The sequence below is a fragment of the Pseudoalteromonas denitrificans DSM 6059 genome (assembly GCF_900112265.1).
GTDB classification, from domain to species: domain Bacteria; phylum Pseudomonadota; class Gammaproteobacteria; order Enterobacterales; family Alteromonadaceae; genus Pseudoalteromonas; species Pseudoalteromonas denitrificans.
The window spans coordinates 1-19,108 of the sequence record NZ_FOLO01000008.1 but is presented as its reverse complement, the minus strand read 5'-3'; the positions used below and the strand labels follow the sequence as shown (position 1 = coordinate 19,108).

General features: G+C 34.5%; 18 protein-coding genes. 10 read left to right on the top strand and 8 right to left on the bottom strand.

Going from position 1 to position 19,108, the window contains the following annotated elements; genetic code table 11:
* Window positions 1-24: 24 nt before the first annotated feature.
* Window positions 25-1,140, bottom strand: coding sequence for an efflux RND transporter periplasmic adaptor subunit (locus BM088_RS07325; protein ID WP_091982339.1), 1,116 nt, complete (start codon window positions 1,138-1,140; stop codon window positions 25-27).
* 275 nt (window positions 1,141-1,415) lie between these two features.
* Window positions 1,416-1,754 carry an iron-sulfur cluster insertion protein ErpA gene (gene erpA, locus BM088_RS07320; RefSeq protein WP_091982337.1) on the bottom strand — a complete coding sequence of 113 codons (339 nt, stop codon included), beginning with the start codon at window positions 1,752-1,754 and terminating at the stop codon, window positions 1,416-1,418.
* A 189-nt stretch (window positions 1,755-1,943) separates the two neighbouring features.
* Between erpA and BM088_RS07315 the strand changes: the two genes are divergently transcribed.
* The 6 genes from BM088_RS07315 to BM088_RS07290 all read left to right on the top strand — a co-directional run bounded on the left by BM088_RS07315 (window position 1,944) and on the right by BM088_RS07290 (window position 9,364).
* Window positions 1,944-3,647, top strand: a complete 1,704-nt coding sequence (locus BM088_RS07315; RefSeq protein ID WP_091982521.1) for a chloride channel protein — start codon at window positions 1,944-1,946, stop codon at window positions 3,645-3,647.
* Window positions 3,648-3,708: 61 nt separating this feature from the next.
* Window positions 3,709-4,143 carry a CopD family protein gene (locus tag BM088_RS07310; protein ID WP_091982336.1) on the top strand — a complete coding sequence of 145 codons (435 nt, stop codon included), beginning with the start codon at window positions 3,709-3,711 and terminating at the stop codon, window positions 4,141-4,143.
* A gap of 98 nt (window positions 4,144-4,241) precedes the next feature.
* Window positions 4,242-5,258, top strand: a complete 1,017-nt coding sequence (locus tag BM088_RS07305; RefSeq protein ID WP_091982334.1) for an aspartate carbamoyltransferase — start codon at window positions 4,242-4,244, stop codon at window positions 5,256-5,258.
* 58 nt (window positions 5,259-5,316) lie between these two features.
* Window positions 5,317-6,597 carry a glutamate-1-semialdehyde 2,1-aminomutase gene (gene hemL / locus BM088_RS07300; RefSeq protein WP_091982332.1) on the top strand — a complete coding sequence of 427 codons (1,281 nt, stop codon included), beginning with the start codon at window positions 5,317-5,319 and terminating at the stop codon, window positions 6,595-6,597.
* A 184-nt stretch (window positions 6,598-6,781) separates the two neighbouring features.
* Window positions 6,782-8,620 (top strand): methyl-accepting chemotaxis protein, encoded by a 1,839-nt coding sequence (locus BM088_RS07295; RefSeq protein WP_091982330.1) that lies wholly within the window; start codon window positions 6,782-6,784, stop codon window positions 8,618-8,620.
* Between the two features lie 15 nt (window positions 8,621-8,635).
* On the top strand, window positions 8,636-9,364 hold the full coding sequence (locus BM088_RS07290) for a class I SAM-dependent methyltransferase (protein WP_091982328.1): 729 nt from the start codon (window positions 8,636-8,638) through the stop codon (window positions 9,362-9,364).
* 1 nt (window position 9,365) lies between these two features.
* On the opposite strand, the gene BM088_RS07285 is transcribed toward BM088_RS07290, so the two are convergent.
* The 3 genes from BM088_RS07285 to BM088_RS07275 form a co-directional block, all read right to left on the bottom strand.
* Complete coding sequence (locus tag BM088_RS07285) at window positions 9,366-9,797, bottom strand: peroxiredoxin family protein (protein ID WP_091982519.1); 432 nt, start codon at window positions 9,795-9,797, stop codon at window positions 9,366-9,368.
* A 107-nt stretch (window positions 9,798-9,904) separates the two neighbouring features.
* A complete protein-coding gene (locus BM088_RS07280; protein WP_091982326.1) occupies window positions 9,905-10,216 on the bottom strand; it encodes an AzlD domain-containing protein in 312 nt (103 codons plus the stop codon).
* Entirely contained in the window at window positions 10,213-10,968 is a 756-nt protein-coding gene (locus tag BM088_RS07275; protein ID WP_091982324.1) for an AzlC family ABC transporter permease, read from the bottom strand. Before BM088_RS07275 ends, BM088_RS07280 begins: the two co-directional genes overlap by 4 nt.
* A 377-nt stretch (window positions 10,969-11,345) precedes the next feature.
* Between BM088_RS07275 and BM088_RS07270 the strand changes: the two genes are divergently transcribed.
* From BM088_RS07270 to BM088_RS07260, 3 genes are all read left to right on the top strand, one after another.
* On the top strand, window positions 11,346-12,143 hold the full coding sequence (locus BM088_RS07270; RefSeq protein WP_091982322.1) for a TIR domain-containing protein: 798 nt from the start codon (window positions 11,346-11,348) through the stop codon (window positions 12,141-12,143).
* Between the two features lie 268 nt (window positions 12,144-12,411).
* A complete protein-coding gene (locus BM088_RS07265; RefSeq protein ID WP_218156477.1) occupies window positions 12,412-12,675 on the top strand; it encodes a DUF4144 family protein in 264 nt (87 codons plus the stop codon).
* Between the two features lie 602 nt (window positions 12,676-13,277).
* Entirely contained in the window at window positions 13,278-13,982 is a 705-nt protein-coding gene (locus BM088_RS07260; RefSeq protein WP_091982320.1) for a substrate-binding periplasmic protein, read from the top strand.
* Between the two features lie 325 nt (window positions 13,983-14,307).
* On the opposite strand, the gene BM088_RS07255 is transcribed toward BM088_RS07260, so the two are convergent.
* Window positions 14,308-15,441, bottom strand: coding sequence for a PQQ-dependent sugar dehydrogenase (locus BM088_RS07255; RefSeq protein ID WP_245763777.1), 1,134 nt, complete (start codon window positions 15,439-15,441; stop codon window positions 14,308-14,310).
* 181 nt (window positions 15,442-15,622) lie between these two features.
* Here BM088_RS07255 and BM088_RS07250 point away from each other — a divergent pair, with 181 nt between their 5' ends.
* Complete coding sequence (locus BM088_RS07250) at window positions 15,623-16,024, top strand: disulfide bond formation protein B (protein ID WP_091982316.1); 402 nt, start codon at window positions 15,623-15,625, stop codon at window positions 16,022-16,024.
* A 649-nt stretch (window positions 16,025-16,673) separates the two neighbouring features.
* Here BM088_RS07250 and BM088_RS07245 read toward each other — a convergent pair.
* Both BM088_RS07245 and BM088_RS07240 read right to left on the bottom strand, forming a co-directional pair.
* Entirely contained in the window at window positions 16,674-17,501 is an 828-nt protein-coding gene (locus BM088_RS07245) for an AraC family transcriptional regulator (protein ID WP_177207975.1), read from the bottom strand.
* 79 nt (window positions 17,502-17,580) lie between these two features.
* On the bottom strand, window positions 17,581-19,108 hold a 1,528-nt coding region (locus BM088_RS07240; RefSeq protein ID WP_143085046.1), incomplete at its 5' end, for a cobyric acid synthase.

Here is a 19,108-nt window from a genome sequence, read left to right as displayed (position 1 = left end):
TTATTTCCATTTAAATAATCGACCTTAATCTTGTTTAGCTATGGTTTCATCTGCAGAAAAAACAGGCTCAACAATATCACCAATGCGCACAAATCCTTGTCCTAAAGTAATGACATTCGCTTCATCACCTAAACCTGACATCCAAATACCATCAGCAGTCGATTTAACAACATTGATAGGTGAAAACACAACTTCATTTTTATCATTAATTGTTTTAACACCTATACTGCCCATAGGATCTAATGCCATAAAAGCAGGGCTAATATGAATTGCATTAATCGCTTCAAAATCAATATCTAATTGCGTTGAAAAACCAGCTCTAATTTTCATACTTGGATTATCAAACTGAGCTTCAATTCTAAACGTATTCGTATTGTCATCTGCTACAGATGCGATATACCTAAGATTTCCCTTATATGATTTTTTATTGATGAGTGTTGCTTTCACTTCTTGATTTAAATTTAAGCCAAAAATTTCAGACTGTGTAACATCAGCACGAACAATTAAAGGGTCTAAATCCGCTAGTTCTAAAATAGGATCTCCACGACCTAGGTAATCACCGATTTCAACTAAACGACGATTTATCACGCCACTAAAAGGTGCTTTAATTTCACTACGAGATAGACTTAATTTTAGACTGGCTAAATCTGACTTAGCATGTTCTAGCTGTGCCTTGCTTTGAGAAAGTTTGACTTCATCTTGTAAACCTTGCTGTTTTAGCTTAACAAACCCTTTATATTCTAATTTTCTTTGTACTAATAAAGATTTTGCTGAAATAATTCGTTCATTTAAATCAGACTGATCTAAAGTGAGGATAACCGTTCCTTTTTCAACGAACTGGCCTTCTTTGACAAAAATATTTTTTACTTCACCTTCTTCTCTGGCACTAATTTTTGAAATTTTATCTGGTTCTGACTTTCCATAAAGCGTCAGCGTTTTAAAGATTTGTTGTGCCTGTAATGTTTCAACTTTTACTTTGGCCAGGGGAACTAGTTCAGTTTTTTTATCTGTTTTACTCTGCGGATCTTGAGCATGAGAATTTCCTGATAACATCCAAAGTAATATACCTAGACTAATACTTAAAGCAATAATATATGGTTTTTCATCTAACAACTGACGAATACGGTGCAGTTTAAGCATCCCTTCTCTCCAAAAAGACAAATAGTTTTCATTTTGCTTATCATACGAATTTTTTATGTTTAAGGTAAGTAATAAAGTGTAAACAAAATTAACATTCTATTGGATTTATTAAGCTTTGAAGTACAAATCTTATAAAGCAAAAAACGAATAGATTACAGCACTAGAGTTGAAGTATCGTTATTTAAAAAATGATAAGTAAAAAGCAGATGAAATTAATTCAGGCATAAAAAAACCGCATTACGCGGTTTTCATAAACTATTTAATTTCTATGTATTTTAAACACTAAAGGATGAACCACACCCACATGTTGAAGTGGCATTAGGGTTATTAACAAAAAAACGAGAACCTTCGAGGCCTTCAGTATAATCAACAGTACCATCAATTAAATATTGAATACTCATAGGGTCAATAACAAGTGTTACGCCATTTTTAACTATGGTCATATCACCGGGATTTGTTTTTTCATCAAAAGTAAATCCATACTGAAATCCTGAGCAGCCACCACCCGTAACATAAACACGTAGTTTTAATTCAGGGTTTTCTTCTTCTTCGATTAGCTGCTTAACTTTATTTGCTGCATTATCGGTGAACTGGATAGGTAATTGCTCTGACATACTTCTGCTTAAATAATTTAATATGGAGGAATTATCCAATACCCGACTATTTTAATCAAGTATATATAAGTCAATTTCAACTTTAAAATAGTCATAACGATGCAATATTTTTATGCTAAGTCAGTAAGCATCTGATAAACTACCATTACTTTTTTGATTTGTTATTTTATAGGTATCTCTTTGCTTGAGTTGACAAATAAATCGCTTGAAGCGCTCAGAAAAAGCTTATCAAAACCAAAAACCTCAGCACAACTGTGTGTTTTAGGTATCATTTCAGGGTTTGTTGCTGCATTACTCATTATTTTTTTCAGGCTACTCATAATTGGTGTTCAGGCTTTATTTTTATCTGACACAGATGACTTCAGTCAATTACCTGAACTACATAGATTATTTATCCCTGTAATTGGTGCTTTGCTTATTTTTATGTTTGCAGCTTTATCTCGCTATAAACATTATCGTTTAGGCGTACCTTTTATTATTCACAGAATTAAACAAAATTATGGCAATATTCCTTTTAATAGCAGTTTAAATCAATTTTTTGGCGGTGCTATCGCTTTAATATCGGGATTTACGGTAGGAAGAGAAGGACCATCCGTTCATATAGGTGCAGCGGGAGCCAGTTTCATTGGCTCAAAACTGCATTTACCCAATAACGCGATGCGAACCTTAGCTGGATGTGGTGTAGCTGCTGGTATATCTGCATCCTTCAATACACCACTTGCGGCTGTTATTTTTGTAATGGAAGTGGTGTTAAGAGAATATAAGATCCACATTTTTGTACCTATAATATTAGCTGCGGTTACGGGGGCTGTGACGACACAATTTGTATTTGGTAATACCTATGAATTATCACTCATTAATGTACATCCTTTGCCAATTTGGCATTATCCCTACTTAATATTATGTGGTTTAACTTTAGGCGCAATTGCTTACGCCTTTAACCAAAATTTAATGTATGTGATCAAAGTTTTTAAAAATATAAGCATGTTTCCTAGATTATTGTTGGCAGGAACTGTGATGGGGCTAATATCTTTTTTAGTGCCTCAAGCCATGGGTTCAGGTATGAGTGCAATAGGTCTTTCCGTTATCTCAGCCGATAATCTACAACTTTTAACAACGATTCTGATTGCCAAATTACTCGCGACTTTATTTATTTTAGGTTTAGGGATCCCAGGCGGCATTATTGGCTCTGTATTTGGATTAGGTGTTATTATTGGCACTTTGATGTCTTACTTTGGTAGTTATATGAGCCCAGATATTAATGTTGTTGGTACATATGCTGTAATTGGCATGGCAGGTTTATTTGCAGCCACGTTACATGCTCCTTTGGCAGCCTTAGTAGCTGTGATGGAAATGACTTCTAGTGCTCATATTACAGTACCAGCAATGATAGTCATCACCACAGCTTATGTAAGTGCATTACAGTTTTTTGGTAATCGCTCTATATTTTTACAGCAACTCGACTTTCAACGTTTACCTTATCAAGTATCACCTGCGATTGAAGCTTTACAAAAAATTGGCGTGATGTCTGAAATGGATGAAAATTTCAAATTATTATATTCAGATGATAAAGATCAAATAAATGAAACACTCAATACAGTAACCTCTGATACACAAAATCAAACTCCGCTTATTGTTTTTGATGATGATAATGGTTACCGCCTAGCCGAATATGACTTAAGTTTAATGTCAGACAATGCCCTTCCAATTCATTATATAGAATTACAAGGGATCAGCAGTCAATCAACTTTAGCCGACGTGTTTAATATTTTAAAAGATAAACGCAGCAGCTCGGTTTATATTTACAATCAACTTGATAACAAACAAATAATGGGCTTGATTCGTTGGGATAATATTCATCATATTCTGACCATACGAAATAGTTTGGTTTAAAGTTTTCAGATTCAAACTTTAAAATAATGACAGAATAAACAAATATCAAATAAGGCAATTAATGACCACGTTCTTGATCTACAAATCACTTCATATTTTTTTCATGGTTGCATGGTTTGCAGGCATATTTTACTTGCCTCGATTATTTGTTTATCACGCGATGACAAATAATAAAGAAAGTCAGGAAATGTTAAAAATTATGGAGCGAAAGCTGCTTTATTTTGTCACGCCATTTGCAATTCTCACGCTTATTTTTGGCTCGTTAATGATTTATGAATATGGTCGACAATGGTTCAAAATGAGTATTTGGTTACATATAAAATTAGTACTCGTAATAGGTTTATACGTTTACCATGGTTACTGTTTCAAGCTACTAGCTGACTTTAAGCAAGACAAAAACACTAAGAGCGATAAGTTTTACCGAATTATTAATGAACTACCTGTTTTGGTATTATTGGCAATTATATTTTTAGCGATACTGAAACCACTTTTTTAACCGCTTTTTGGCTGCATATTCAACTAATTTAAGTATAATACTCAGCCAATAAAGATCCCCCTTATTTACTGCCAATATATTTTTATAGGATTGAACACATGCTGAACTTTCAAGGCGAACATATTCTTTCGGTTAATCAATTAAATAGAGACAGTATCGAGGCTATTTTTTCAGTTGCAAAAAAAATGGAGCCTTACGCAAAAAAGCAAAAGCGCACAAAAGTGCTTGAAGGTGCGGTTTTAGCAAACCTTTTTTTTGAACCGAGTACACGTACCCGAGTGAGTTTTGGCACTGCATTTAATTTATTAGGTGGTTTAGTACGTGAAACAACTGGCATGCAAAGTTCAGCTTTAGCAAAAGGTGAATCTCTTTACGACACAGCGCGTGTTATATCATCTTATGCAGATGCAGTTGCAATGCGTCACCCCGATGCTCATTCGGTAGCAGAGTTTGCAACAGGTTCCACAGTACCCGTTATAAATGGTGGTGATGGACCAAATGAGCATCCAACACAGGCTTTGCTAGATCTTTTAACGATAGAAAAAGAATTATCACGTTTTGAGCGTAAAATTGATGGCATGCATATTGCCCTTGTAGGTGATTTGAAATATGGCCGAACAGTACATTCATTATCTAAACTGCTATGCCATTACAAAGATGTTAAATTTACATTGGTTTCACCAGATGGCCTAGAGATGCCTGATTATATTTTAGATGCTGTCACAAATTCAGGTCATCAAATTGAATTAGTTAATCAAATGGAAGGTAACTTAGCTGCCGATATCGTTTATCAAACACGAATTCAAGAAGAACGCTTCCCATCACAAGAAGAAGCAAATAAATATCGAGGTGGCTTCAAAATAAGCCAAGCTATTTATGATGCGCACTGTAAGCCGAGCTCAGTTCTAATGCACCCTTTACCTAGAGATAGTAGAGGTGATGCGAATGAACTGGATAATGACTTAAATCATAACGACAACTTAGCAATTTTCCGTCAGGTTCAAAATGGAGTGATCGCCAGAATGGCCTTATTTGCATTGACTTTAGGTGTCGAAAATTTAGTCGACAAATATGAAACGGAAGTTCCTTGGTATAGCGCAAAGAAAAACAGCTGATTTTCACGTAAGATTACTTGCAATTAACATATTAAAAACAAATTATTAAGGCATTTTCATGACAACTAGCCAAGACTTATTTCAAAGAGCTCAAGACTCAATCCCTGGTGGCGTAAATTCACCTGTACGCGCATTTAATGGTGTTGGTGGAACCCCTTTATTTATTACGCAAGCACAAGGTGCGCGTATGACAGATGCGGATGGAAAAGAATATATAGATTACGTTGGTTCTTGGGGTCCTATGATTTTAGGTCATAATCACCCAGAAATTAAACAAGCTGTTTTGGATGCTGTAGAACATGGTCTTAGCTATGGTGCGCCAACAGAAACTGAAATTTTAATGGCCGAAAAAGTAAAAGAACTTGTGCCATCAATTGAAAAAGTGCGTATGGTAAGTTCAGGGACAGAAGCAACTATGAGTGCGATTCGTTTAGCACGTGGCTTTACTGGTCGAGATAAAATACTTAAATTTGAAGGTTGTTACCACGGCCATGCAGACTCTTTATTAGTAAAAGCAGGATCTGGCGCGTTAACTATGGGTGTACCTAACTCACCAGGTATTCCTGAAGATTTTGCAAAGCATACTTTAACTGTTTCTTTTAATAACTTAGATGAAGTAAAAGAAATTTTTGCAAAATACGCAGATGAAATTGCATGTATTATAGTTGAGCCAGTTGCTGGTAATATGAACTGTATTCCACCTGTAGAAGGCTTTTTAGAAGGCTTAAGATCTGTATGTGATGAATACAAATCAGTGCTTATTTTTGATGAAGTAATGACAGGCTTTCGTGTTGCATTAGGCTGTGCACAAGCTTATTACAACATCAGACCAGACCTAACAACATTAGGCAAAGTAATTGGTGGTGGGATGCCTGTCGGTGCTTTTGGTGGTAAAAAAGAAATCATGGATTTCATTGCACCAGTAGGACCCGTTTATCAAGCAGGCACGCTTTCAGGTAATCCAATAGCGATGGCTGCTGGTCTTAAATCATTAGAACTTATTTCTAAGCCAGGTTTACATGACGACCTTGAAGCAAAAAGCAGACGTTTATGCGAAGGGTTTAAACAAGCAGCTGAAAGAGCAGGTATTCCTTTAACAACTAATTATGCAGGTGGCATGTTTGGTTTCTTCTTTACTGAAGAAGATAACATTACAACTTATGAGCAAGCAACACAGTGTGATGGTGAACGCTTTAAGCGTTTCTTTCACTTAATGTTAGAAGAAGGTGTTTATTTAGCACCCTCAGCTTATGAAACAGGCTTTGTTTCTACTGCGCATGGTAATGATGAAATAGAACAAACCATTTCAGCTGCAGAACGTGTATTTTTTAAACTTTAGTCTTTTCTAAGATAATGCCAAGCTTTGCTTGGCATTACTCAATTAAAACTCTTCAAAATCAGCAATTAACTTCTTTTAATTTTATTTGTTTGAACTAAAATAAGAACAATACCGTTCTTATAGTGTATCAAACTAAGCTGAATAAACGTTTAGCACAAAATAAACTAATTTGAAGAAGAGTAATATGACAGGCTTGAAAAAAATAGCACAACCTGCAACAAAACTGATGGAACAGCTTAAATACTCAAAAAAAATAGCCCTCGTTTTTGGTATCTTATTAGTACCTTTAAGCTTAAGTTTGTTTTTTTTAAACTCAAAATTAGCAACGTCAATTGAAATGACACATTCAGAAATAAAAGGACTTAAACTCTATCCAAAAATACTGACCAGTATAATAGAAAAAGATGATTCACAGGCTCAAAATATAGCAAAAAAAGCAGGATATAAAATAAATAAAGAAGATGCTAATAAAGTACTCGAAGCCGTTTCAATACAGTCATTTTTAGCCATATTAAATAACTTAGCCAGTTCTTATTTAAATCGAGCCTTAGTTGAGTCTTTACCAAAATTAATCGATCAAACCCGAATCACCTCAGAGCAAACACAAACAGTTTTAGCCGCTGGAAGTTTTACCCCTGAGAGCTACATAGCACTTTCCAATTCAAATAAATCACTCCCGCTTGCACTTGATGAGTTTGTACAAAAAATAACTGTCGCAACAAATCATCAGAGTCAAATAAAAAAACAGCTACAATCAAGTATAATAACAACACAAGAGACTATTTTAAGTTTTAAAAAACTCATTGATAATAAAATTTTAGAACCCGATGAAATTAACATTTCACTTCAACAGTTTAAGCAAAAACAAAAAGCCACTTTAGAAAACCTTAATCAATTAATTAATAAAATATTACCTGTCTTGAATTCGCAGCTTGAACAAAAATTGGTAAATGAGCAATGGATTTATCGTTTAGTATTACTTGCTTCAATTTTAAGTTTATCATTAGCATTTTACTTAATGCTTGGTTTTTATTGCTCAGTCGTAGACGCTATTAAAAACTTTTCAAAAGCGGTTAACAAAGCTGCAAAAGGCGATTTAAAAGCAATTACAACACTGTCAGGAAATGATGAACTAACACAAATAGGCGAACAATATAATACTATGTTAGTACAGTTTTCGGACTTGGTGGATCAAGCTAAAAATACATCATCACAGCTTGGTGATGCAACACAAGGGTTAACGCAAGTGAGTGAAAAAACGCGTATTGATGTCACGCAACAACAACAAAAAACAACAGACATTAATGCACTACTAAGTGAGATGACGTCCTCAGCTCAAGAAGTAGAATCTAAAGCGCAAGAAGCTGTGACCCTTGCGCAAAATGCAGGAACTCATGTTAAACAAGGAACACAAAATACCATTTCTTTAGCAAATCACATGGAAGACCTTCAAACTGAATTTGAACAAAGCCGCATTGCCTTAGATAAACTAGCAGAAGACAGCCAAAACATCAGTAAAGTCAGTTTAGCTATCAGTGGCATCGCTGAGCAAACAAATTTATTAGCACTCAATGCCGCGATTGAAGCAGCAAGAGCTGGTGAACAAGGTAGAGGTTTTGCAGTTGTAGCAGATGAAGTCAGAACATTAGCACAAAGAACACAACAACAAACAGAAGAAATACATACAATAATCAGCTCACTTCAAACAGCTTCCAATGATACACAAAGCAAAATGCAATCAAGTGTGGAAAAAATGGAACAGGGCGTACTGGCAGCAAACCAAACAAGAGAAATATTAAACCTTGCTGAGCAAGGCATGTTAGATATAGATAGATACAGCGCAGACATTGTTCAGCTTTCTACGAGTCAAACTCATGCAACCGAACAGGCATTAAATCGCTCAATAGAAATTGACGCATTAGCACAAGATACCTTAAGTTCAGCACAAAGCACTGAGCAAGAATCAACTCACTTATCAAAAATGTCGGCTGATCTGCAAGACAAAATGGCTTATTTTAAATAGATACAAGAGAAAAGCATGATTAAAAAATGTATTATTTCATTTATATTTTTATACCTTGTATCAGAACCTGCTTTTGCTAAGGAAATGGTATTTTTAAAAAATCAGCGACACCCCCAAGATATAAAACGAGATATTACGAGTAAATCTTCTGCCATCATGAGTTTTGTTAATTTATCCAAAAACATGGTTGTTGCTGATGTGCTAGGTGGGGGCGGCTTTTATAGTGAATTAATAAGCAAAAAGGTGGGTCCTAAAGGCAAAGTCTACTTACATAACAATAAAGCTTGGTTGCCATTTTCAGGTAAAGAATTAGAAGCTAGATTAAAAGACAATCGCTTACCAAACGTAATCAGATATGATAAAGAAGCCGACGAGCTGTCTTTTTCAGACAATAGCCTAGATGCCATTTTTTTTGTATTAGGATTTCATGATTTATTCTATGTAGATAAAGGTTGGAAAATCGATCCTAAACATTTTTTAACTCAGCTAAAAAGTGCATTAAAACCTGGAGGGAAGCTATTAATTGTAGATCACTCAGCGGTTGCAGCGAGCAATAAAAAACATGCACAAAAATTACATCGGATAGACAAAAATTTTGTAATACGAAATTTGGAGTCACTAGGTTTTAAGCTTATCAAGCAAAGTAACATGCTCGCCAATAAACAAGATACTCGCCTAACAACCCCCTTTACCCCACAGATCCGCCGAAAAACAGACAGATTTGTTTTATTATTTGAAAAATAAGCTACTTTAAAATCATTTTTATCGCTTGCTCTAATTCTGGTGCATCAGGGTTTGAGTTACTCGTTGAAAAAACAATCTGCCCTGTTTTTGAAATGAAAAATGTTGTTGGCGTGCCTGCCACTTTATATTTTTTACTTAACTTATCACCATTTATTACAGTTGTAAGTTTATATCCTCGACTATTTAATACAGCTTGAGGAGTAGCACCTTCATCTTCCCACAAACTAATAGCCAACATTTCTAAACCTTGTTTTTTATATTTTGTATATAAGCGATTTAATCCGGGTTGAAGTTTTTTACAATACGGACACCATGTAGCCCAAAAATGAAGTATCAAAGGTTTACCTTTATAATCACTTAAGCTAATAGTTTCGCCTGCTTGCGTTTTTAAAGTGAAATCAGGCGCTTTTTCAGCTACTGCGTTATATGACATAAATAAACAAATGAAAAAAAGAATTATATTTTTAAGCATGAGAGCCTCGTTATTTTTTAAGTTCAGCCCATTAGACCTGCTCAATAAAATATTGCTTTCAATTTATTTTATGAAATATATTGTAAAAAAATAAAAATACTCATGCTGGCAGCTAAAGTTAAGTAAATACTTTTTGTTTTTAAAGAAACAAAGATTGCCAAGGTAGCGGCTAACAAATATGGGTTTGTTAAGCTGATATCTAAAGTATTATCTTTAACAAAAATAATCGGAACCCAAATAGCAGTTAAAACGGCTGGAGCACTAAAATTCAAAAAACGTTCAACTCTAGGCCCTATCTGTAAAGGCAGTTTAGGGTGTAAAAATAAATATCGTGTTAAAAACGTAATACAAGCTAACAAAAAAATTGTAATTAAAGTCATAATATTTTCTCTTCTTTTTTATTTAGCATTGCCCTACTTTTATTATTGCTTTTTATTTGCATTTTTGAAGTGAAATATCCACTGTACATGGCAATAACAGATGATAAAACAAGTCCTAATTCCAAGTTATACACCTTAAAAACAACCGATAATATCGCAGCCACACACACAGTGACCAATATTGATAGATTAACAATAGACGGGATCACTAAAGCAATAAAGGTCACAGCAATTGCAAAATCCAATCCTAAGTGTGTTAAATCGGGTAAAATACTGCCAGCAACTATGCCTATAATATTCCATGCTAACCAGCTGAAATAAAAACTACCGCCAGCAAATAATGCATATATCAATCTAAGTTTACTTTTATATGACTGTCGTTCGCCCGATAATGCAAAAAGCTCATCGGTTAATAAAAAACCTAAACTCCCCCGCCACTTTAAGGGTAAATTTTTAAGTTTCTCTCTTAGCGCTAATCCATATAAAAAATGCCGAGAGCTAATAATAAACGCCGTAAATAAAATTGTTGCTAGAGGCGCATTATCTGAAATCAGCTCAATAACAACTAACTGCACCGATCCTGCAAAAACAATCATAGGCATTAATATCGCTTCAAAAATTGTAAAGTCTCGCTGAATTGCCAGCGAACCACATAATACCCCCCAAGGAAGCACAGCTAAATTTAATGGCAACATATCTAAAAGCCCTTTTTGTGCCATTTTTAAATATGCATTTTTTCTATTAAAAGACATTACATCCCTACTATTGGTGTTAATTGCTTAAATACAGCTTGGCATTAAATAACAATGAAAACTTGTAAGATATTGCACTGCTCACATCTAAGTTATCTAGAGTATTGTTTTTGATAATAATTCTTCGCATTTTAATTTTATTTTTAGATGTAGAATGGATCTAAAAGTATGAGTTATAAATTTGCATTTTATCAACAGGAAATATCCATCTCCCACGAAAACACAAACACACAAAAACCAGCTAAACCCTTGATAATATTTTCGAAAAAGGCACTTTGTATATATAAAAACCATGTTTACGGGAAAGTCCGTGTTTAAACATTGATTAAATCCGCCTGTTAAGCGCACTATCAATTCTTGCGTAACCTGAGAGAACTATGAGTATTGAATTTTTACAAACGGATTTTGAAAAGGTAAGCTATTTAGCTAATTTATTGACCGCTCACGCTACGGGAAAAGAAGCTTCAGATCTTGAGTTTGAAAAACTTCGTCATGAGCTATTAAGCAATACATCATTCCAAGGTTTACTTCCTTCATGGTTGAAAGTTCATAGAAACTTAGGATCATTTTGGGGATTTATACAACCTAAATTTGGTACTTACGCAGATAGACGTAAATTTCTAGCTGAAGAATTCTCCCCTGCTCTAAACCTTTTAGAATTTGGTTATACTGTTGAAATGGAAAAAGTAGAGGAGTTTCCTGTCCCTCAAAATACCTTTAATCCCCCCTCAAAGACTAAACCAAAGAAAAAGATATTCATTGTTCATGGTCGTGACAATGAATCAAAACAAGAGTTGTCTCGTTACATTGAAAGCCTGGGTATTGAAGTTATTATTCTTCATGAACAAGCAAGCAGTGGTATGACTATTATTGAAAAAATTGAGCATTATTCAAATGAAGTTGATTTTGCCTTAGTGCTTTACACAGCATGTGATCATGGGCGTGGTATTCAAGAAACTAAAATTCATCCAAATAATAGAGCTAGGCAAAATGTTGTTTTTGAGCATGGTTATCTAATGGCTAAGTTAGGTCGTCAAAATGTTTGCGCTTTAGTGAAAGGTGAAATCGAAACTCCAAACGATATTAGTGGCGTAGTTTATGTTGCATTAGACCTAGCAGGTGCTTGGAAAATAGAAGTAAATAAAGAGCTTAATGCTTGTGGGTATAATATTTAAAAAGTAATTGGGGTCGAGTTTTTCGTTTGCCCCTAACTGTTTATTAACAAAGTTTATGATGAATGTTCTCATTTTTAAAACTAATAACTCTACTAAAATTTCTCCTACAAACAGACAGCTTAATCATCACTCCCGTAGGCGGGAATTCAGTCGCGCTTGTATTATATGTTGCTTATAAAGCACATTTAATTGTTAAAATAACTCAATATGAGTAAAGTGTGCGCATTATAAAAAAGTATTATGATCGATATATTAGCAGCTAAAGTTTATGATTAACTACCCTTGTATATTTAAATTATATGGTGATGATGAGCTAATTTATTTAAGTTCTAAAGATGATTTATCAAGCGAGTTTGAATCATTAATATGCCATGAAGAAGACTATTTAATCGACTCAACAGGTCAAGCCTTTAAAGTACAACAAGATAATAAGGATGAATTTAGCTTTGTTAAAATTGGTACTCCAGTATCGACACAAACACTGACTGAATTAATACAAGCCCATGAGTTTTCAAAACAGAAGTGTGCTTAGCTAAGATTCAATTTAAATCGCTAACCGATGCTATCAATTCATTAACTTTATAGTTATGTCATTGAGTTTAACCATGAGCATCTAGAAAAATTAAAACTTATTACACTACTTTAAAAACAGCTCGGATTATCGGTAATTACTCCTGCATTACTCTACAGCTTACACCTTGCAAGTAGCTTCCCGCCTACAAAACATCCATATTTAAAAATAGTTTATTCGTAACTCTAAACATCGTGAAATAGCTTTAATTAATATAAAAAAGGCTATTAATCATATATCAGTTTTTCAACAAATAGATGAATAGCAATTAAAAAGCAATACAAAGACACCTATCATTCACTTTATATTTCAATAACTCAAAAAACTTCAAGCTAGTTGATAAATTAATACTGGCATTTAAATGCCAGTATTAATTTATTTTCTAAAACAGCTAAAAACCCTAAGTTTAAAGCGCTTTATTGAGGCTATTAAAAAATTTTTGTTTTTAAATATATATGCAAATATGCAGGTAAATCTAAGGTGGTAATCATAAGCTATAAAACAAAAGTTACTATTTAGTGTAAGCTTATTACTCATCAATACACAATTTAGGTAACTTAATAATGCAAAAATCTATCTTGCTCTTTTTAAGTTTATTATGGGCTTCATATTCACAAGCTCATGATAAAAACTTAGTTGCCTGTATTGATGATCACCCTCCTTATCAATACCTAAGTGATAAACCACATGGCATTCATATTTCAGCATTAGAGAAGCTTAGCAATGTATTAGAAAGACATTTAAAATTTGAACAATCACTCAATTTTGCAAGATGTGTTGCGATGTTAAAAAAAGGTGAAGTGGATATCATCGCAGGCCTGGGTAAGACCGAAAAAAGAAATAAATTTGCATTTTATGCACCTTTTAAAATATCAGATTCACTTAAAGTTATTTCAAAAAAAGGGCTAAAAATTAATACATATAGTGACTTTAAAGGTAAAATTATTGGTGTTTCTCGGGGCTCAGTATATTTTCCGCGTTTCGATAAAGATGACTCACTAGATAAAATCTCAGTACAAAACGCACAAATAGGCTTTTCTCTGTTACTCAAAGACCGTATTGACTTAATTATGATAAGCCCTGTAATGCTGGAGACACTAAAAGAAGAAATTAAAAATGCAGGTTTAAAAGTAGCACCTATGGCACTTGAAGAATTCAGAAATAAAATAACTTTCTTTGGTTTTAGCAAACTGAATAAACTAAATTTAAGCGATAAAGAAATCATATACAAAGTAACGACTGCGTACCAACAAGGTATTTTTAAATAAACATCAAATAGCTTTATAACTGATATTAACCGCTTAACAGGTAATTATACCTTTGCTAATTTAAATAACTCACTCAAAAGAATATCGTTAACAATCACTTTATAGAAATATTGTTAAAGGGTTATTTAAATCAATGGGAACACAAACTTGTAATCAAAAAGGTTGCTCTAAAAAAGTAAGTCAAAGTTCATCAATGAGTTGTAATGTGTGCTCTTTGCTAATTAAAGCGCAACGTAAGAGAACACAAGCAAATCAAAGACTTCTACAACATATAAATAGCTCAAGAGTTTTTTCAGGTTCTATGAAGTTATTCACTTAAATGTATCTATTTATCTTTAACTAGTAACTTAAATATACCTTGCCCATCAATTGCGATATAAATAATACCATCAGGTCCTTGCTTTATATTCCGTACTCTTACTAGCTGTTCTTTAACTATCTCTTGGTTAGTCACTTGATCACCATCAAGTTTAAGCATAATTACTTGCCCAAACTTTAATGAACCGACTAGCATGTTTCCTTTTAAACTTGGATACTTATCACTTGTTACAAATGCCATTCCTGAAGGTGCAATAGAGGGAGTCCAATGCCAGACTGGCTGTACCATTCCTTTTTTCTCTGTTAAATCTGTAAATCGGGTTCCTGAATAATTAACGCCATAACTTACTAATGGCCAACCATAATTTTTGCCTTTACCAATTAAGTTGACCTCATCTCCTCCGCGAGGCCCATGTTCATGAATCCAGATTTCACCTGTTATTGGGTGTTTTGCCATTCCTTGGGGGTTACGATGACCATAAGAGAAAATTGCTTTTTTAGCAGACTCATTTTTTACAAAAGGGTTATCGCTCGGAATTTTGCCATCATCATGTAACCTATAAACCTTACCAGCATCACGATTAATATCTTGAGGATTGAGATCTCTTTGACCTCTATCGCCAATTGAAAAATACAAATATCCTTGGTTATCAAAAGCTAACCTACTTCCAAAGTGCCTACCACCAGCATTATAAGCATCTGCCACATAGAGTTCTTCTTGATCTATTAACTGCATTCCCCTTAATTTTGCTCTCATAACAGCTGTACTTTTATTTCTGTTACTGTCAGTTATTGAATAAGAAAAATAAATCCACCCATTGTTCGCATACTCAGGATGTATAACAATATCTAATAAGCCTCCTTGTCCGCCCGTAGCTATATTTGGCAAACCTGAAATGTTTTTAGACTGATGCTCACCTTTTTTAACTATTTTCAATTGCCCACTTCGAATGGTAATTAACATGTCACCATTAGGTAACCAAGCCATTCCCCAAGGTACATTTTTGTCAGCTATGTATAACTCTGTTTTAAATTGATTTTTAAGCTCTAGAGGCTCAGCTTGTGACATAAAAGAAAGCGGAGATAATAAAACAATCAGTTTTATGACCATATATTTACTATTTAATCCGAGAAAATACATAGGGTTCCTTAAAATAACAGTACTCATACCAATAAATAGAATCGCTTAAATCATAATCAATAATAAGAATATTTAGTACCATTAGATAAATAAAATCACATATAACTAAAAAGAATTAGTTATGCATCTACTTACTATTGATATACTATAACATTACTTGAAATTGAAAAAACTAAAACTTATGAAAGCCTTTGAATTAGAAACATTTATAGAAAAACGCCAATGGATTGGATTATTTGCAATTGTAATTTGTGCTCTTGCATGGACTATGGAAATAATTGGCAGCGTTTATATCTGCCCATATTGCCGAGTTCAGCGGACCGTAATTGGCATATTAGGTTTCATATTACTATTACCCTTTTCTTATCATTGGCTTGTAAAGTATGCAGCTATTGTTCTTGGTTTTTTTGGTGCTGTTATCGCTTCAAATCAACACTTTATGGGTTGGAAAAAAATCTCATCAGGGGAGTTTCAATTTAATGATAATATTTTTATCGATCCATTTTTATTATCCGGGTTTGCGCTTACAGGGATCATAGGTATGACATGCCTTATACTTAAATTACAAAATAAAAAAGTATGAGTGTCTAGATTTAAAATATTATGACTACTAATGTGAACATATTTTAAAGTCTATAAAATATAAATGGCGTTAATTATGCGGCTATATATACGCATAATTAGCACCCCAAAACGCGTGCAACTTACTTTTAGTATATAAAGGTATTAGCTCTTAATTCATGACTCGCCAATACTAACGCCATAATCTACACAAACACAGCAACCCTAACACCAAGTTTAATCATATCTCCGTAGGTGGGACTTCCATCGCGCTTGTATTAAATAAAGTATCCACGTTCTAAACAATTTAACCCACTTGCCTTGCATAACGACTTGGTGTCACACCATTGGCTTTTTAAAGTGACGATGTAAAATCCCGCCTACGGTTAGCACCCTCATTCCATTCGCACGGCTAAAGCCGAGCCTACAAATAAATTTAATAATCCCTGGGGGCGTTGGTTAAAAAGCGCGCGGATAAATCCCCGTCTACAAGACAATTTACCCACTTAGTGTCACCGTTAGCTTTTTAAAAGCGTACGATGTAAAATCCCGCCTACGGTTAGCACCCTCACTCCATTCGCACGGCTAAAGCCGAGCCTACAAATAAATTTAATAATTTCTGGGGGCTTTGATTGAAAAGCGCGCGGATAAATCCCTGTATACAAGACAATTTAACTCATTTGTCGTGCATAACGACTTGGTGTTACACCATTAGCTTTTTTAAAGTGGCGATGAAAATGGCTTTGATCATAAAAGCCAATATCAGTTGCAACATCTACAACCTTATTGCCTTGCCTTAATAACGATTTACTTTTACGAAGTCTTTGCTGAATTTGATATGCATGAGGCGGTAAACCATACATTTTTTGAAACTGTCTTACTAAATAAAATGGCGTGAAATTACTTATTTTAGCTAAGGTTTCTAATGTAATGTTTTGTTCTAAATGATCATTAATATATTGTTTTACCCATTCCAGCTTTTGGTTGGATGTTTGCTGTTGTTTTATCTCACTTCGGCTTTTACCATGTTTAAGCATTAAACGGGTTAATACGCCATACAACATGGTTTCACGTAAAAGCGTATTATCAGAGTTTGCAAGGGTATTAAATAACTGACGTAACTCAGTAGCCATTTGTGGGTCTTGTACGACTGCATTAGGAAAATAAGGCGCAAAGCCTTGTGCTAATCCAATTTCAGATGCTAATTTAGTAAAGTGTGATTCAAATGGCGCAATACCGCGATACGACCAACCATTATCTGTGCCAGATTGCCCCGTGTGCACTTCATCGGCATTTACAAAAATAATACTATGCTCAGGCGCCATAAAGTGACTGCCCGAACTTAAAAAGCGTTGTGCGCCCTTCTCTATCACGTTAATAGTATAAGTTTCATGGCTATGCTTTGAAAAGTTATGATCACAAAAATCAGCTTCCACCATTTCAAGCCCACCTAACTCTTGGTGCAGTTGAAATTTTGCTTGCTCTTTTGGTTTCATCATTTTATTAACCAAAACATTGAGGTCTTAATAGCTTACTGTATTACACTTTAAAAAGTTTGTACAAAATTGCACTTTTCGTCTAAACATTAAACTTATTAAGTGCAGTCGCTAATTTATCCCAATCAAATTCTTGTTCAATACTATCCGCTAAATGATTAATGCTTTGTTCACGTAATGCTTGGTAATCAACCTGTTTAAATTCAGAACCATTAGTTGCATCAGTAGCCCAATTTAAAATAGCACTTAATGCTGCTGGCGTATCCATTAAACCATGCCAATAACTGGCAAATATTTGATTGTCATCTGATATAACACCTGAGCCAAATGATGCTTTTAGTTTATCGTTATCAAATACTACTTGTTTAACATCAGCCGTGTTTACTGAGTTATCTAATAAAGTATCACCTGCATGAATTTCATATCCTTGAATATCTACTTTATTTTGATCTGGTAAGTCTAAAATCCCATTTTTTAAGCTCAGTTCCTTATTGGCTTTTAATGTTGTTATTAAAGGTAATAAACCTAAGCCTTTTTTGGTTTTACATTGCGGACTTTCTATGCCATCGGGGTCTTTAATTTCTTGCCCTAACATTTGCAAACCACCACAAATAGCCAAGACTTTACCGCCATATCTTAAGTGGCGTTTTAAGTAGTCTTCCCAACCTTGCTCTTTAAACCAAGCTAAATCTGCTTGAGTATTTTTAGAACCTGGTAAAATCAACAAGTCAGCTTTTGGTTTATCTGATTGTAATTCACTGTTTGTTGCTTGTGCACCAATGAGCTGCGGTCCAACTAACTGCACATTTACATCAGGGTGTGCGCGCAAAGAGTCGAAATCGTTATGATTACTGGCTCTTGGATAAACCGGAATTACAACGTTAAGCTTTGGCTTTTCTATTACTTGTTCAAGCGCTACTGAGTCTTCGCTGTCTAAATGCAAACCTTGTAAATAAGGCAATACAGCAAGTACAGGTTTAGCTGTTTTTTTCTCTAACCAATCTAAACCTGAAGTTAATAAAGCAGGATCGCCTCTAAAACGATTGATCACAAAACCTATTACCCGATTTTGTTCAGACTCACTTAAACAGGCTAAAGTACCCGTTAAATGTGCAAATACCCCGCCTTTATCTATATCTGCAATTAAAATGACAGGGCAATCAACTTCTTCAGCAAACCCCATATTGGCAATATCACGATCACGCAAATTGATTTCGGCGGGACTCCCTGCCCCTTCAACTAATATACTTTCAAAATCATTAGATAAACGTTGATGTGCTTTTAGTACCGCTTTCATCGCTGTTGGTTTGTAATCATGATAATTTTGTGCATCTAATTGCGCTGCGACTTTACCGTTAATGATCACTTGGCAGCCAATATCAGAGCTGGGTTTTAACAATACCGGGTTAAAATCACATATTGGCGCTAAATCACAGGCCTGCGCCTGTAAAGCCTGCGCCCGACCAATTTCTCCCCCATCAATAGTAACAGCACTATTGAGGGCCATGTTCTGAGGTTTAAATGGTGCGACTTTAATCCCTTTACGCTTAAACACACGACCTAGACCACAGACCAAAGTCGTTTTACCTGCATCTGAAGTTGTACCTTGC

What these genes read in the sequence shown, in the direction of transcription:
- BM088_RS07325 (WP_091982339.1), bottom strand. Translation starts at nt 1,140, where the DNA reads ATGCTTAAACTGCACCGTATTCGTCAGTTGTTAGATGAAAAACCATAT.
- erpA (WP_091982337.1), bottom strand. Translation starts at nt 1,754, where the DNA reads ATGTCAGAGCAATTACCTATCCAGTTCACCGATAATGCAGCAAATAAA.
- BM088_RS07310 (WP_091982336.1), top strand. Translation starts at nt 3,709, where the DNA reads ATGACCACGTTCTTGATCTACAAATCACTTCATATTTTTTTCATGGTT.
- BM088_RS07305 (WP_091982334.1), top strand. Translation starts at nt 4,242, where the DNA reads ATGCTGAACTTTCAAGGCGAACATATTCTTTCGGTTAATCAATTAAAT.
- hemL (WP_091982332.1), top strand. Translation starts at nt 5,317, where the DNA reads ATGACAACTAGCCAAGACTTATTTCAAAGAGCTCAAGACTCAATCCCT.
- BM088_RS07295 (WP_091982330.1), top strand. Translation starts at nt 6,782, where the DNA reads ATGACAGGCTTGAAAAAAATAGCACAACCTGCAACAAAACTGATGGAA.
- BM088_RS07290 (WP_091982328.1), top strand. Translation starts at nt 8,636, where the DNA reads ATGATTAAAAAATGTATTATTTCATTTATATTTTTATACCTTGTATCA.
- BM088_RS07285 (WP_091982519.1), bottom strand. Translation starts at nt 9,797, where the DNA reads ATGTCATATAACGCAGTAGCTGAAAAAGCGCCTGATTTCACTTTAAAA.
- BM088_RS07280 (WP_091982326.1), bottom strand. Translation starts at nt 10,216, where the DNA reads ATGACTTTAATTACAATTTTTTTGTTAGCTTGTATTACGTTTTTAACA.
- BM088_RS07275 (WP_091982324.1), bottom strand. Translation starts at nt 10,968, where the DNA reads ATGTCTTTTAATAGAAAAAATGCATATTTAAAAATGGCACAAAAAGGG.
- BM088_RS07270 (WP_091982322.1), top strand. Translation starts at nt 11,346, where the DNA reads ATGAGTATTGAATTTTTACAAACGGATTTTGAAAAGGTAAGCTATTTA.
- BM088_RS07265 (WP_218156477.1), top strand. Translation starts at nt 12,412, where the DNA reads ATGATTAACTACCCTTGTATATTTAAATTATATGGTGATGATGAGCTA.
- BM088_RS07260 (WP_091982320.1), top strand. Translation starts at nt 13,278, where the DNA reads ATGCAAAAATCTATCTTGCTCTTTTTAAGTTTATTATGGGCTTCATAT.
- BM088_RS07255 (WP_245763777.1), bottom strand. Translation starts at nt 15,441, where the DNA reads ATGTATTTTCTCGGATTAAATAGTAAATATATGGTCATAAAACTGATT.
- BM088_RS07250 (WP_091982316.1), top strand. Translation starts at nt 15,623, where the DNA reads ATGAAAGCCTTTGAATTAGAAACATTTATAGAAAAACGCCAATGGATT.
- BM088_RS07245 (WP_177207975.1), bottom strand. Translation starts at nt 17,501, where the DNA reads ATGATGAAACCAAAAGAGCAAGCAAAATTTCAACTGCACCAAGAGTTA.